Annotated in this window: 11 protein-coding genes; 3 read left to right on the forward strand and 8 right to left on the reverse strand. The window is 67.6% G+C overall.

All coding sequences use genetic code 11. From position 1 onward, the window contains the following. The first annotated feature begins 129 nt into the window (after positions 1 to 129). Positions 130 to 1,488, forward strand: a complete 1,359-nt coding sequence (locus tag BX604_RS29235) for an aspartate aminotransferase family protein (RefSeq protein ID WP_098555065.1) — start codon at positions 130 to 132, stop codon at positions 1,486 to 1,488. A gap of 251 nt (positions 1,489 to 1,739) precedes the next feature. Here BX604_RS29235 and BX604_RS29240 read toward each other — a convergent pair whose 3' ends face one another. From BX604_RS29240 to BX604_RS29260, 5 genes are all read right to left on the reverse strand, one after another. Continuing rightward, the gene (locus BX604_RS29240) at positions 1,740 to 3,050 is read right to left on the reverse strand and encodes a serine hydrolase domain-containing protein (protein ID WP_098554325.1); all 1,311 of its coding nucleotides are present in this window, start codon (positions 3,048 to 3,050) and stop codon (positions 1,740 to 1,742) included. After that, positions 3,050 to 4,246 (reverse strand): serine hydrolase domain-containing protein, encoded by a 1,197-nt coding sequence (locus BX604_RS29245; RefSeq protein WP_098554326.1) that lies wholly within the window; start codon positions 4,244 to 4,246, stop codon positions 3,050 to 3,052. Before BX604_RS29245 ends, BX604_RS29240 begins: the two co-directional genes overlap by 1 nt. Positions 4,247 to 4,308: 62 nt before the next feature. Next, positions 4,309 to 5,724: a dihydropyrimidinase gene (gene hydA / locus BX604_RS29250; RefSeq protein ID WP_098554327.1), complete on the reverse strand. Its 1,416-nt coding sequence runs from the start codon at positions 5,722 to 5,724 to the stop codon at positions 4,309 to 4,311. A gap of 10 nt (positions 5,725 to 5,734) precedes the next feature. Continuing rightward, positions 5,735 to 6,463, reverse strand: a complete 729-nt coding sequence (locus tag BX604_RS29255; RefSeq protein WP_098554328.1) for a maleate cis-trans isomerase family protein — start codon at positions 6,461 to 6,463, stop codon at positions 5,735 to 5,737. Between the two features lie 51 nt (positions 6,464 to 6,514). Next, the gene (locus BX604_RS29260; RefSeq protein ID WP_098554329.1) at positions 6,515 to 7,813 is read right to left on the reverse strand and encodes an MFS transporter; all 1,299 of its coding nucleotides are present in this window, start codon (positions 7,811 to 7,813) and stop codon (positions 6,515 to 6,517) included. 172 nt (positions 7,814 to 7,985) lie between these two features. Between BX604_RS29260 and BX604_RS29265 the strand changes: the two genes are divergently transcribed. Then, entirely contained in the window at positions 7,986 to 8,699 is a 714-nt protein-coding gene (locus BX604_RS29265; protein ID WP_098554330.1) for a GntR family transcriptional regulator, read from the forward strand. A 63-nt stretch (positions 8,700 to 8,762) separates the two neighbouring features. On the opposite strand, the gene BX604_RS29270 is transcribed toward BX604_RS29265, so the two are convergent. Both BX604_RS29270 and BX604_RS29275 read right to left on the reverse strand, forming a co-directional pair. Further along, complete coding sequence (locus tag BX604_RS29270; protein WP_098555068.1) at positions 8,763 to 9,947, reverse strand: M20 aminoacylase family protein; 1,185 nt, start codon at positions 9,945 to 9,947, stop codon at positions 8,763 to 8,765. Positions 9,948 to 9,985: 38 nt separating this feature from the next. Continuing rightward, positions 9,986 to 11,227: a diaminopropionate ammonia-lyase gene (locus tag BX604_RS29275; protein WP_098554331.1), complete on the reverse strand. Its 1,242-nt coding sequence runs from the start codon at positions 11,225 to 11,227 to the stop codon at positions 9,986 to 9,988. Positions 11,228 to 11,405: 178 nt separating this feature from the next. Between BX604_RS29275 and BX604_RS29280 the strand changes: the two genes are divergently transcribed. Further along, complete coding sequence (locus BX604_RS29280) at positions 11,406 to 11,882, forward strand: Lrp/AsnC family transcriptional regulator (RefSeq protein WP_098554332.1); 477 nt, start codon at positions 11,406 to 11,408, stop codon at positions 11,880 to 11,882. Between the two features lie 19 nt (positions 11,883 to 11,901). Here the strand turns inward: BX604_RS29280 and BX604_RS29285 are convergent, their stop codons facing one another. Beyond that, positions 11,902 to 12,519, reverse strand: coding sequence for a 3'-5' exonuclease (locus tag BX604_RS29285; protein ID WP_098554333.1), 618 nt, complete (start codon positions 12,517 to 12,519; stop codon positions 11,902 to 11,904). Positions 12,520 to 12,609: the final 90 nt, after the last annotated feature.

Genomic DNA, 12,609 nt, shown 5'->3' on the forward strand with positions numbered 1-12,609 from the left:
CGTATCTTTATGCGCACAAACTGCATGTATGACGGATACGCGGTCGAGTCCGAATCGACCGCGCGCATGGAATATGACAAGCTCGCGGAGACCTCACTCGCCCATTCCAACCCGTCAGAGGAGCATCAATTGCAGACCCGCCACGGAGTCGACCTCATCCGCGCCCGCGCGCTGTTCGATCGCGAACGTCGTGCATTCACCGAAGCCATGCCGACATCCCGCGCGTTGTCGGCAGAAGCAGCCGAGCACCTGCTCTTCGGCGTGCCGTTGCACTGGATGCAGGACTGGTCGACGCCGTTCTCGCTGGTCGTGAAGGAAGCGCGCGGCGCGACGTTCACCGACGTCGACGGTCATCGCTACGCGGACTTCTGCCTCGGCGACACCGGCGCGATGTTCGGCCATGCGCCGGAGCCGGTCGCGCGCGCGCTCGCCGAGCAGGCGACGCGCGGCTACACGACGATGCTGCCGAGCGAAGACGCCGCGTGGGTGTCGCGCGAACTCGCGCGCCGGTTCAAGCTGCCGGTCTGGCAGTTCGCGCTGAGCGCGAGCGACGCGAACCGCTTCGTGCTGCGCTGGGCGCGCGCGGCCACCGGCCGCAACACGATCGTCGTGTTCAACGGCTGCTATCACGGCACGGTCGACGACGTGTTCGTCGATCTCGTCGACGGCGCTCCGGTGCAGCGCGACAGCCTGCTCGGGCAATCGTACGACCTGCTGGCGAACACGCGCGTCGTCGAGTTCAACGATCTCGACGCGCTCGAAGCGGCGCTGAAAGATGGCGACGTCGCGTGCGTGCTCGCGGAACCGGCGATGACGAACATCGGGATGGTGCTGCCGGAGCCTGGTTTCTGGGAAGCCGCACGCGCACTGACGCGCCGCTACGGCACGCTGCTCGTGATCGACGAAACGCACACGATCAGCAGCGGCCCGGGCGGCTACGCGGTCGCGCACGGTCTCGAACCGGACGTGCTGGTGGTCGGCAAGCCGATCGCGGGCGGCGTGCCGTGCGCGGTGTACGGCTTCAGCGCCGACTTCGCGGAACGCGCGAAAGCGGCAAAGCTGAACGCGCCGCCCGGCCATTCCGGGATCGGCACGACGCTCACCGCGAACATGCTGGCGATGCATGCGATGCGCGCGACACTCGCGGAAGTCGCGACCGACGCCGCGTATGCGCATATGTTCGAACTGGCCGCGCGACTCGCAACCGGGCTCGAACGGGCGATCGCTCAACACGGACTGCCGTGGTGCGTGACGCGCATCGGCGCGCGCACCGAATTCCAGTTCACGCCCACGCCGCCGCGCAACGGTACGATCGCGGGCGAACAGCTCGACAGCGAGCTGGAGCACATCGTGCATCTGTATCTGCTGAATCGCGGCGTGCTGATCACGCCGTTCCACAACATGATGCTCGTGTGTCCGCAAACGACGGCCGACGATGTCGACACGCTCGTCGCGCAGTTCGACGCATGCCTCGGCGAATTGGTGTGACGTGATCCAGCGGCGCGCCCGGCTCGCCTGCATCGGCCAGCCGGACGCATGCACGCCGCGACTTCGGGAGATCGTCGGATCGTCCTATCCGATGGGCGCGCCCGCGATGCGCTCGCTCACGTCAAGCTCGTCGCGCAGCACCGCACGTGCATCGCCGCCGCTACTTCAGCAGATCCGTCGGATCGGCCTGCGCGCCGGGCATGTCCGCGGTGCGCGCGCTCACTCCAAGCTCGTCGCGCAGTACCGCACGTCTATAGCCGTCGCCACTTCGGCAGATCCGTCGGATCGACCTGCGTACCGGGCACACCTGCGGAGCGCGCGCTCACTTCAAGCTCGTCGCGCAGCGCCGCACGCGTATCGATGCCATCCGAACCCTGCCCCGACGCCCCCCCGCCATCGAGCGCCGGCAGGATGTAGCCGTTCACCATCCGGCGGAACAACTTCACGTTCTCCGCATCGCGCAGGCCACCGTCCACCGGCAGCACGCCGGTCATCACGATCACCGTATTGCGCTTCGGCAGCACCGTGATGAACTGCCCCTTGAAGCCCATCGCGTCGAATTCGGGCTCGCTCTCGACGATGTTGTTGATCCACCAGTAGTAGCCGAAATGCGGCGACACGCGCGGCGTCGTCATCTGCGCGATCCACGCTTGCGGGACGACCTGCCGGCCCTGCCAGCGCCCGCCGTCGAGCACGAGCATGCCGATCTTCGCCATGTCGATCGCGCGCAACCGCAACCCCCATCCGGCCGACACGAGGCCGGTGCGATCCGCACGCTCCCACGCGGCGCGCTTCATGTCCAGCGGGGCAAACAGGTGCGTCTGCGCGTAGCGCTCGACGGGTTCGCCGGCCGCCGCGCTCAACAGCGCCGATGCGAGGATCGGGTTGACGTCCGTGTATTCGAACGCGGTGCCCGGCGCGACCCTGGGCGCGGCCGACACGGCGAGCTTCAGCCGGTCCGGCGCGGTGTAGTAGATCGGATCGTCCTTCGGGCGGAAGTCGTAATGCAGGCCGCTCGACATCGACAGCACGTGCTTGAACGCGATGTCTCGCTTGTCCGCGAGCGCGCCACCGAGGTCGGGGCGCCACGCGGCGAGCCGCGCGGCCACCGGCTCGTCGAGCCGCACCGCGCCCTGATCGACGAGGATGCCCGCGACGAGCGACGTCACGGCCTTCGTCACCGAATACAGCTCGTAGGTCGACTCGCGCGACGCGTTCGCACCGTAGCGCTCGAAGATCAGCTTGCCGTCCTTCACGACGAGCAGGCTGTATACGTCGAGCTTCTGCTCGCGGATCCAGCGCGACAGGTCGACGAGCTTGCGCGAATCGACGCCGACGTCCTCCGGCGCGGCGGCTGCGATGCCGGTTTCATGCAGCGGCGGCAACGCGTCGGCCGCTTGCGCGGCAGACACCGCCGGCGCCGACGCCAGCGCACCGCCGCCGATCAGCAACGCCGCGAACCGCGCGAGCAGCCGGCGCGTGAAAGGCGCGCCAGGCCGCCGCGCATCGGGCCACGCCGCCGGGCCTGTAATCCCGCTTTCAATCCCGTTTGCAATCCTCATCAAATCTCCGGTGCATCGTTGAACGCGGCGGCGGTACCGGGCACGCCCTTCGTCTGCCGGCTGCGCGCGAGCTCGTCTTGCAACGCCTGCGTGGCAGCCGCGCTTTCGACCGGCGGCCGCGCGGGCGTGAGCGCCGGCAGGATGTAATCGCCGACCATTCGCCGATACAGGTTCAGGTAGGTCGCGTCGCGCAAGCCGCCGTCGGTCGGCAGCAGGCTCGTCATCACGACGACCGCGCGCTGCGCGGGCAGCACCGTGATGAATTGCCCCTTGAAGCCCATCGCGCCGAATTCCGGCGTGCCGTGCTTGACGACGTGATGAATCCAGCAGTAGTAACCGTAATCGTCCGCGGCCGGCGACGGCGTCGTCATCTGCCGGATCCAGCCGGCCGGCACGATCTGCTGGCCGTTCCATCTACCGTTGTCGAGCAGCAGCACGCCTATCTTCGCCATGTCGACGGCGCGCAGCCGCAGGCCCCAGCCGCCCGCCACCGCGCCGGTGCCGTCCGCGCCGCTCCAGCGGTAATGCGCGAAGCCGAGCGGCCCGAACAGCCGCTCGCGCGCGAATGCGTCCTCGGGCACCTGCGCCGCAATCGACACGGCCGTGCCGACCAGCACCGGGTTCACGTCGATGTAGTCGAAATGCGTGCCGGGCGGCTGCGCGGCACGGCTCGTCACCGCGACGCGCAACCGGTCGGGCGCGTCGTAGTACAGCGGATCGGTGCCTTCGCGCGTCGTGTAGCGCAACCCGCTCGACATCGACATCAGGTGCCGCAGCTCGATGTCCTGCTTGTCCGCGAGTTCGCTCGCGAGATCGGGCCGCGCGGCCGCGATCAGCGGCGCAACCCGGGTCGACGGGCCGAGCTTGCCCTCGCCGTCGAGGATGCCGGCGAGCAGCGCGGTGATCGTCTTCGTCACCGAATACAGCTCGTAGTTGTTGTCGCGTGTGAGGCCGTCGCTGTAGCGCTCGAACACGATCTTGCCGTCCTTCACGACGACGAGGCTGCGCACGTCCATCCGGTCGTGACGCAGCCATTCGGACATCCGCACGAGCGGCGCCGAATCGACGCCGACCGATTCGGGCACGACGCTCGGCATGTCCTGCGGCGCGCCGCCCGCGGCCTGCGCCGGGCCGGCGCACGACCCGGCGACGATCGCGGCGGCCGCGACGCCGCGTATTGCGTGGGAAACGCTCATCAAAATTTGCTCCTGTTGAAACCGCGCCCGCTACGTGGAGCGGGCGCTCGCATCGATGGACGTCAATCGAGACACGGCTTGCCGGCCGGCAGGAACTGCCCGCGCCCCGGCTCGGCCGCGAGCAGCCGGCCGTCCTCGACGAGCAGCTCGCCGCGCGACAGGCAATGACGCGGCCAGCCCGTCACCTCGATCCCTTCGTAAGGCGTGTAGTCGACCGCGTGATGCAGGGACGCATTCGCGATCCGCACGCGCTTGTCCGGGTCCCACACGACGATGTCCGCATCGGCGCCGACCGCGATCGTCCCCTTGCGCGGATACAGCCCGTACAGCTTCGCGGGCCGCAGCGACGTCAGCTCGACGAACTGGTGCAGCGACAGGTGCCCCTTGCGCACACCGTCGAACAGCAACGGCAGGCGCGTCTCCAGGCCGGGGATGCCGTTCGGGATATGGTCGAACGATACGGCATGGCCGCCCGGATGCTTGCCGCACGGATCGTCGTAGTTGAACGGCGCATGATCGGACGAGAACACCGAGAACACGCCCTGCTTCAGCGCCTTCCACACGGCCTGCTGGTTGGCCGGGTCGCGCGGCGGCGGGCTGCACACGCACTTCGCGCCTTCGTAGCCGCCGTGATCGTCGTGGCCGAGATCGGCGGCCGTCAGGTACAGGTACTGCGGACACGTCTCGGCGAGGATCGGCAACCCGCGCGACTGCCCCCAGCGGATCTGCTCGATCGCCTCGGCGCCCGACACGTGCACGATCAGGATCGGCACGTCGACGAGTTCGGCGAACGCGATCGCGCGATGGGTCGCCTCGCGCTCGACCACCGCCGGCCGCGCATGCGCATGGAAATGCGGCGCGGTGTGACCGGCGCCGAGCAGCCGCTCGGTCAGCCAGCCGATGCAGTCGGAATTCTCCGCATGCACCATCACGAGCGCGCCGTGCTCGCGCGCGACCGACAGCACGTCGAGCATCTGCCGGTCGTTCAGCTTCAGGTCGTCGTAGGTCATGTACACCTTGAACGACGTATAGCCGTTCGCGATCAGCCGCGGCAATTCCTCGGCCAGCACGTGCGGCGTCGGATCGGCGACGATCAGGTGAAAACCGTAGTCGATCAGCGCGCGCCCTTCCGCACGCCGGTGATAGTCGTCGACGGCGGCCTGCAGCGACTGCCCCTTCGCCTGCGCGGCGAACGGCACGACGGTGGTCGTGCCGCCGCACAGCGCGGAGCGCGTGCCGGTCAGGAAATCGTCAGCCATCTTCAGCCCGTCGGGCATCGGCTGGTCGAGATGGCAGTGCGCATCGACGCCGCCCGGCATCACGAGCATTCCGCTCGCATCGAGCTCGCGCGGCGCGCGCGGCAGCCCGTGGCCGAGCATGGCCACGCGCCCCGCGCGGATGCCGATGTCGCACGAGAACCGGTCCGCCGCCGTCACGACGTCCGCGTGACGGATCACGAAATCGAGATCGTTCGACATGGCGCGCGCCTCAGACCACGTCGCTGAAGAGACGCCCCCAGCCCTTCACCTGCCGCGTGTCGTAGTCGGCGAGCTGCAGCGACTTCCACACGACGGTCGAGATCGTGTCGTAGATCGGGATGCCCGTCTCTTCCTCGAGTGCCGGCACCAGATGCGCGGCGTTCAGGTTCGTGCAGAAGATCGAGATCGCGCGCGGGCCGGCCTTCGCGACTTCGCGCACCATCCCGCCGATCTGGTCGCCGGTCACTTCGGAGAACGAGAAATTGACCTTCAGGTTCAGGTGGCGCTCGGCGATGCAGTTCAGCCCCGAACGGCGGTAGTTGTCGACGATCTTCGTCTGCACGTCGTCGAGATACGGCGTGACGAGGCCGAACTCGTGCGCGTGGGTCTTCTTCAGGATCTCGTTGAGCGCGAGCACGGAGGTCGTGGCCGGAATGCCGGTCGCCTCGGTGATGCGCTGGCACAGCCGCTCGTCGGCCTCGAAGCCGAGCCAGCCGGACGACGTGCCGTTCCACGCGATCACGTCGACCTTCGCGTCGGCGAGCAGCATCGCGGCCTGGATGATCTTGTCGTCGTCGAACTGGCCGAGCGCCTGGCCCGACAGCGAGATTTCGGTCACGGGGAAGCGCGCGAAGTGCGCGGACACGCCCGGCAGGCCGGCGACCATCGCGCTCGTCAGCGGTTCGAGCGACGTGTTGGACGAAGGGGTGAGCATGCCGAGCAGGGTACGTTTCTTCATGATGGGTTTCTCTCTACCAGTGAATGCAATCAGTGCGGTGAAAAGGGTCGGTCAGACCGGGAGCTTGTTTTCGTAGTCGATCGCGCTGGAGCACACGAGCAGGCCGACGCCGGCCGCCGCGAACACCATCAGCGCAAGGAAGTAGGAACCGGTGAACTGCACGATCGCGCCGACGACGATCGGCACGGTGACGCCGCCGATATTGCCGCCGAGGTTCATGAAGCCGCCGAGGAAGCCGATCTTGTTGCGCGTGCCGAGCGACGACGGGATGCACCAGTACAGCCCGCACCAGCGCAGGAAGAACAGCGTCGACGACAGCAGCGCGACGCACACGACCGGGCTCTTCACGTACGCGACGGAGAAGATCGACACGGTCGCGATCACCGCCGCGATGCCGAACAGCGTGCGCATCACGACGTTCGGGCGGCCGCCCGCGGCCTTCCACTTGTCGGCGATCCAGCCGCCGAGCAGTTCGCCGACGAAGCCGCTGAAAAAGATGATGAAGGTCGAGCCACCCATCTCCTTGATGTCGAAGCCGTGCACCTTGTGCAGGTAGTTCGGCATCCACGTGAGCAGCCCGTAGAACACGCTGTTGAAGCACATCCAGCCGAAGAACATGCACCACACCGAGCGGTACTTGAAGAAGTCGCGCGAGCGGCCCGACGCACCGGCCGGCTCGGCCGCGAGATCGCTCGCGTGCGATGCCTCGATGTAGTCGGCTTCGAGGTCGTTGACGCCCGGATGCTCGCGCGGCGTGTTGCGGATGTACGACCACGCGACGAAACCGGCCAGCACCGTGCCGACGCCGGCCACCGCGAATGCAAGCCGCCACGAGCCGAGCAGCGCGATCAGCCCGGCGATCAGCACCGCACCGAGGGCCGCGCCGAGCGGCGCGCCGCCGTCGAGCAGCGTGGCGCCGCGGCCGCGCTCGGTCTGCGTCATCCAGATCGCGTTGAGCTTGCCGCCGGCCGGATAGATCGGCGCTTCGGCGGCCCCGAGGCCGAGACGCGTGAGCAGCAGCGCCGGCGCGTTCGTGCACACCGCGGCGATCGCCTGGAAGAAGCCCCAGAACACGGTCGCGGTCGCGATCACGATGCGCGGCTTGAACCGGTCGGCCAGCATCCCGCCCGGAATCTGCATCACCGCATAGGTCCAGAAAAACGAGCTGAGGATCAGACCCTCCATCGCCGGCCCGATATTGAACTCCTGCGAGATGTAAGGCATGGCGACGGACAGCGACGCGCGATCGACGTAGTTGATCGCGATGAGGCTCAGCATGACGACGAATATCTTCCAGCGGACGGCGGACTTGCCGACCGTCAGGGCGGCGACACCGGAGGTTGAAGACATGGACGGACTCCAGGGATGAACGAGGATGGTCGGGACGTCGCGCAACGTGGAGCCGAGTATAGGATTAGAAATTTATAATTACACATGGTGTAAACGATTGGTTTTATTGGAATTGTGTTTGCGTTATCGGCGAGCTTGGCCTGCACCGGGATCGTGATAAGCTTGCACCACCATGAGCCAGACACCCCGCAATCCCCTGCTTCTGCGCACGCGCGGCATGGCCGCCGAGATCGCCGCGCGCCTGCGCGTGATGATCGACGAGGGCGAATTGCCGCCCGGCGCGCGCATCGACGAAAAGGAACTGAGCCTCGCGTTCGACGTGTCGAAAACGCCGCTGCGCGAAGCGCTGAAGGTGCTCGTCGCGGAAGGCGCCGTCACGCATCGCCAGTACATCGGCTATCGCGTCGCGTCGATCGACGTCGACGATCTCGTGTCGACGTTCGAGCTGCTGCACGGGCTCGAGGCAATGGCGGGCGAGTTGCTGAGCCAGCGCATCGGCACATCGACGCTCGCCGCGCTGCAGGCGAAGCACCGGAAGATGGTCGAGTGCCACGAGGCCGGCAAACGCGTCGAGTATTTCCGGCTGAACCAGCAGATTCATCAGATGATCATCGACGCGGCGGGCAACCCGGTGCTGTCGGGCATCTATGCGTCGCTGATGTCGAAGGTGCATCGCGCGCGCGGCGCCGCGAACGCGGACACGCTGCGCTGGGCCGAGTCGCTGCACGAGCACGACGAAATCATGGCCGCGCTGGCCGACCCCGACCACCAGGCGCTGCCGCAGATACTGCGCAGCCATTCGGAGAACACCGCGCGCGAGGTGCTGGCGATCCTCGAGCGCACGAGCACGACCGACGCGCCGGGCAGGCGCGCGGCCGAAGCGTAATGCTTCGTGAGGGGTTCGTGAGGGGTTCGTGATGGCCGCCGTATTCCGGCGGCCTGACGCGCGCTACGCCGCCTTCAACGCGCGCCGCGCCACTTCCGCGAAATAGCGCGCGCCGACCGGCAGGATCTCGTCGTTGAAATCGTAGGTCGCGTTGTGCAGCGGCACGCCCCCGTGGCCAGCCGCTTCGCCGTTGCCGATGAACACGAAGTTGCCCGGCACCGCCTGCAGGAACGCACCGAAGTCTTCCGAGATCATCATCGGCTGCACATCGGCATTCACCGCGTCGGCGCCCGCGATCTGCGCGGCGGCCTGCACGGCCGTGTCGACCCATTCCGGAGAATTCACCGTCGGCGCGAACTCGTGCGTGTATTCGAACGTGCAGGTCGCGCCGTGCGTGCGGCAGATCCCTTCGCTGATCTCGCGCATCCGCGTTTCCAGCAGCGCCTGCACATCGCGCGAATAGCTGCGCGTGTCGCCCTTGATCGTGACCGTCGACGGCAGCACGTTGCGCAGCCCGTCGGTGATGAATTCCGTGCACGAGATCACGGCCTGCTGGCCCGGATCGAGATTGCGCGACACGATCGTCTGCAGCGCGAGCACGATCTGCGAGCCGATCACGATCGGGTCGATGCCCATGTGCGGACGCGCCGCATGCGTGCCGCGCCCGTCGATGCGGATCACGAAATTATCCTCGCTCGCCATGATGCCGCCCCCGCGCGTCGAGAACGTGCCGGCGCGCATGCCCGGCATGTTGTGCGCGCCGAAGATCGCGTCGACCGGAAAGCGCTCGAACAGCCCGTCGGCCATCATCGCCTTCGCACCCCGCCCATGCTCCTCGGCGGGCTGGAAGATGAAGCGCACCGTGCCGTCGAAATCCTTGCGCTCGGCCAGCAGCTGCGCGGCACCGAGCACCATCGACATGTGGCCGTCGTGCCCGCACGCGTGCATCTTGCCCGGCGTGCACGACGCGTAGTCGCGGCCCGGCGCGTGCTCGGCGATGTTCAGCGCGTCCATGTCCGCGCGGATGCCGATCGCGCGCGTGCCGGTGCCGACCGTCAGGTTCGCCACCAGCCCGGTGCCGCCGATCCCGCGATGCACGTCGAGCCCGAGCGTCGTCAGGATCCGCGCGACGTAGTCCGACGTGTTCACTTCCTCGAAACCCGTCTCCGGATGCTGATGCAGGTGCCGGCGCCAGGTCTTCAGTTGTCCCTGCAGCGTGCTTTCTGCCGTTGCGTCGATTGCGTCCATCGTGCTTGCCTCGTCCGTCGTCATGTCGTTTGGTGCGCTCAGGCCACGATGGCCGCGCGGTTCAGCTTCAGCCAGTCGCGCTGGCGCGCCAGCACCGCATCGGCCGTGTCGCCGACGCACTGCCGGTAGACGGACGGCGCGGTCGCACCTTCCGTACTGATCGCCAGCACACGCGAATTCGCATCGAGCCCCGCCTGTCGGGCCGCCGCCGGGTCGCGCATCAGCACGGCGAGCCCCGCGATGCCCGCCGCGCCCGACTCGCCGGACACGAACGGCACGTCGCGTTCGCTGCCGCTGGCAAGCGCGCGCATCGCCTGCACCGCATCGTCGTCGTCGATCAGCATGAAGTGGTCGATGCACGGCTCAAGGAAATCCCACGCGAGCGGCGACGCCTCGCCGCACGCGAGCCCGGCCATCACCGAATCGACGCTGCCGGTCGCCTTCGTCGCGCGCCCGGCGAGCGCGCTCTGGTACAGGCAGTCGGCCTGGCGCGGCTCGACGACGATGAAATGCGGCCGCTGTGCGCCATCATGCTCCCAAAGATAGCTCGCGATGCCGGCCGCCAGGCCGCCCACGCCGCCCTGCAGGAACACGTGCGTAAACGGCCGCCCGTCGGCGCTTGCCGCCTGCTGTGCAAGCGCTTCGGCCGCGATCACGCCGTAGCCCTGCATCACGTCGCGCGGAATCGCCTCGTAGCCGTCGTACGACGTATCCGACACCACGTGCCAGCCGTTCGCGTCGGCCAGCTGCGCCGCGTGCACGACCGATTCGTCGTAGTTGCCGGCGATGCGCACGATCCGCGCGCCGTGTGCGGCGATCGCCTGCTCGCGCTCAGCGTCGACATTCGCGTGCAGCACGATCACGCAGCGGCAGCCGATCGAGCGTGCGGCGGCGGCCAGCGCGCGGCCGTGATTGCCGTCGGTCGCGCTGATCACCGTCAGGTCGGCCAGCGACGCCGCGTAGCGGCCGGTGACGAGCCCCTGCGGATCGAGTGCCTCGGCGGGTCGCAGCCGCTTCACGAGCCGCACCAGCGCGATCGGCGCGCCGAGTGCCTTGAAGCTGCCGAGCGGCGAGCGGCACGCTTCGTCCTTCACGCTGACGCTCGCGACGCCGAGCCGCGCGGCCAGGTCGGGCAGCGCGTGCAGCGGGGTGCGCGCGGCGCCGACCAGCGGCCAGTGCGACAGCCACGCGCCGCTCTCGTCGGCCGCGGCGATGTTCATGACGCGCTGCAGTGCGTCGGGATAGGCGGCGCGAGACGCGCGCGGGTTGGCGATCAGCATGGCGGGAAAGCTCCGGAAAGGGACCGCGGGCGGTCCATCGGTGGATTCGGTTCGGGCGCGCACGGGTTGCGCTCGTCGACAGTCCGAAAAATAATATTGCGCATGCCGGTGAACGAAATCGCCAAATCGGCGGTCCGGACGCAAAAATTTCTCATTCTTTCGAGGTTGCCGCGCCATCATGCCCACCCCACTCGATGCGTTCGATCGCAAGCTGCTGATGGAAGTCCAGCGCGACGCGCACACGCCGCAGAACGAACTCGGCGCCCGCGTGAACCTGTCGACCGCGGCCGTGAACCGCCGCCTGCGCCGGCTCGCCGAAGACGGCGTGATCGAGCGCTATACGGCGATCGTCGCGCCGGAGAAGGTCGATCATCCGCTGACGATCGTCGTCAACGTCGAGGTCGAAAGCGAGCAGATCGACCAGCTCGACGCGATGAAGCGGACCTTCGAGCGCTGCCAGCAGATCCAGCAGTGCTACTACGTGACGGGGGAATGGGATTTCGTACTGATCCTGGCCGTGCGCAACATGGATCAGTACAACGCGCTCACGCGCGAGCTGTTCTTCTCGAACAACAACGTGAAGCGCTTCAAGACGCTGGTGAGCATGAGCCGCGTGAAGGTCGGGCTCGAGGTGCCGGTGGATCCCGGCGAGTGACGGCCGGCGTCAGCCGCTGTCAGCGCGCGCCGGCGGCCAACGACCCGAAGAACGTCGCGACCTTCGCCTTGCTCGTCGTCTGCAAGCGCGACATGAGCCCGTGATCGACGTGCCGCAGCCCGTAGGTCTCGCCGATGTCGCGCTGCAACCGGCACCACAGATGGCTCGCGATCTCCGCGTCGACCATCGCGCGGTGAGCACGGCCCGTCTGCGGCAGGCGCAGCATGTCCGCGAGGTTCGACAGCCGGTGGCTTTGCGCATGCGGATAGATGCGCCTCGACACGAGCATCGTGCACGCGAACGCATGCTCCGCCGCCATCCCGAGCATCCCGAGCTCGGCCTGCCAGAAGCGCTTGTCGAAGCCCGCGTTGTGCGCGACGACCGGATAGCTGCCGACGAACGCGGCGGCTTCCTTCATGACCTTCGCCACCGGCGGCGCCGACGCGATCATGTCGTTCGTGATGCCAGTGAGCGCGACGACGTCGGACGGAATGCGGCGGCCGGCGTTCATCAGGCTCTGGTAACGGTCGACGATCTGGCCGTCGCGCAACAGAATCACGGCGATTTCGGTCGCCCTGTCGCCCATGTTCGGAGAAAGCCCGGTTGTTTCGAAGTCGAGTACCGCTACGGTTTGCATGGTCGAATCAGATGAAGAATACGTGGCGAACGACGTCGGTCAGGACGCTTCGCGCCGACAGAAAGTCGCCATAGTATCTCCGGATGCCGC

The organism is Burkholderia sp. JKS000303 (assembly GCF_002563755.1).
Classification (GTDB): Bacteria; Pseudomonadota; Gammaproteobacteria; order Burkholderiales; family Burkholderiaceae; genus Burkholderia; species Burkholderia anthina_B.

Excerpts from the sequence above, each read along its gene's own strand:
- BX604_RS29240 (WP_098554325.1), bottom strand. The coding sequence starts at position 3,050 with ATGAGGATTGCAAACGGGATTGAAAGCGGGATTACAGGCCCGGCGGCG.
- BX604_RS29245 (WP_098554326.1), bottom strand. The coding sequence starts at position 4,246 with ATGAGCGTTTCCCACGCAATACGCGGCGTCGCGGCCGCCGCGATCGTC.
- hydA (WP_098554327.1), bottom strand. The coding sequence starts at position 5,724 with ATGTCGAACGATCTCGATTTCGTGATCCGTCACGCGGACGTCGTGACG.
- BX604_RS29255 (WP_098554328.1), bottom strand. The coding sequence starts at position 6,463 with ATGAAGAAACGTACCCTGCTCGGCATGCTCACCCCTTCGTCCAACACG.
- BX604_RS29260 (WP_098554329.1), bottom strand. The coding sequence starts at position 7,813 with ATGTCTTCAACCTCCGGTGTCGCCGCCCTGACGGTCGGCAAGTCCGCC.
- BX604_RS29265 (WP_098554330.1), top strand. The coding sequence starts at position 7,986 with ATGAGCCAGACACCCCGCAATCCCCTGCTTCTGCGCACGCGCGGCATG.
- BX604_RS29270 (WP_098555068.1), bottom strand. The coding sequence starts at position 9,947 with ATGGACGCAATCGACGCAACGGCAGAAAGCACGCTGCAGGGACAACTG.
- BX604_RS29275 (WP_098554331.1), bottom strand. The coding sequence starts at position 11,227 with ATGCTGATCGCCAACCCGCGCGCGTCTCGCGCCGCCTATCCCGACGCA.
- BX604_RS29280 (WP_098554332.1), top strand. The coding sequence starts at position 11,406 with ATGCCCACCCCACTCGATGCGTTCGATCGCAAGCTGCTGATGGAAGTC.
- BX604_RS29285 (WP_098554333.1), bottom strand. The coding sequence starts at position 12,519 with ATGCAAACCGTAGCGGTACTCGACTTCGAAACAACCGGGCTTTCTCCG.